The organism is bacterium (genome assembly GCA_024228115.1).
In the GTDB taxonomy this organism is placed as follows: Bacteria; Myxococcota_A; UBA9160; order UBA9160; family UBA6930.
The window spans coordinates 1-954 of record JAAETT010000532.1 but is presented as its reverse complement, the minus strand read 5'-3'; the positions used below and the strand labels follow the sequence as shown (position 1 = coordinate 954).

The following is a 954-nucleotide window of genomic DNA, read 5'->3' as shown; positions in this document are numbered from 1 at the left end:
TTGACTTGTTGCTGAGGGGGCACTGCCCCCTCAGCAACAAGTCAATTGTAAACTCCGTCCCCGCTGGTTGACTTTCTCCAGCTCGCTAGCTCGGGAACGAAACCTGGGTGCTGGGGCGCTGCGAGAACGCGGCGTGCCAGCGCTTCAGGTTGGGGAAGCCCGCACCCACGTCAGCGACTTCCAGGCTGGCGAACTTTGCGAACTCGAAGGCCGCAAAGAGGGTGCAATCGGCGATGGTTGGCCGACTCCCCGCTATGAAGGGGTGGTCGCCGGTCTCCCGGTCGAGAACGGCGAGCGGGGCGTTCATGGATTCGAGGGCTGCTTTGGCGATGGCAGGGTTGGCCTCGATGCCAGGAAGCGGAGACTTCGTTCCGTGCACGTACCGGGCGACCGCATGGAGCACGCCGTGTTCCGCGATCCGTTCCAGGCGTCGGACCCCCGCTCGCTCGAGCGGGGTCTCACCGATCATCGGCGGCTCGGGATACAACTCCTCCAGATACTCGATGATGGCGAGGGATTCCGTCAGGTAGCTGCCGTCATCGAGTTCGAGCACGGGCGTGTTTCCCAGCGGGTTCTTGGCCAGGAACTCGGGCTTCTTCTGCTCGCCGTTCGGAAGGTTGACCAACACGAACGGAATCTCGAGCCCCTTCTCCCCAAGGTAGGCCCGCAGCTTGCGCGGGTTCGGGGCAAAAGGGAAATCATGGATCTTCACTGCAGCTTCTCCTGGGCGTGGGCCGGCCTCCAAGTGTAGGACCCCGCGGGCCCGCGTAGAGGGCGAAACAGAGTGTTGCCAAGCCAGGAGAGGGGTAGGACCTCTAGTCCCTTGTCACACCAAAAGCTGGGGGTAGAGTCGTCGCAGTTTCACGCGGGCTTGTTGGGTCGTGAATTGCCAGTCGACGCCCTTCGTCGTTCGGTTGCGATCGTCTTGCCAGGCTTGGACTTGGCGCGTGAGAT

1 protein-coding gene is annotated in these 954 nt (G+C 62.7%); it reads right to left on the bottom strand.

Features of this window, described 5'->3' with window-relative positions:
• Window positions 1–85 precede the first annotated feature (85 nt).
• Entirely contained in the window at window positions 86–712 is a 627-nt protein-coding gene (locus tag GY937_21925) for a glutathione S-transferase family protein (protein MCP5059371.1), read from the bottom strand.
• Window positions 713–954: the final 242 nt, after the last annotated feature.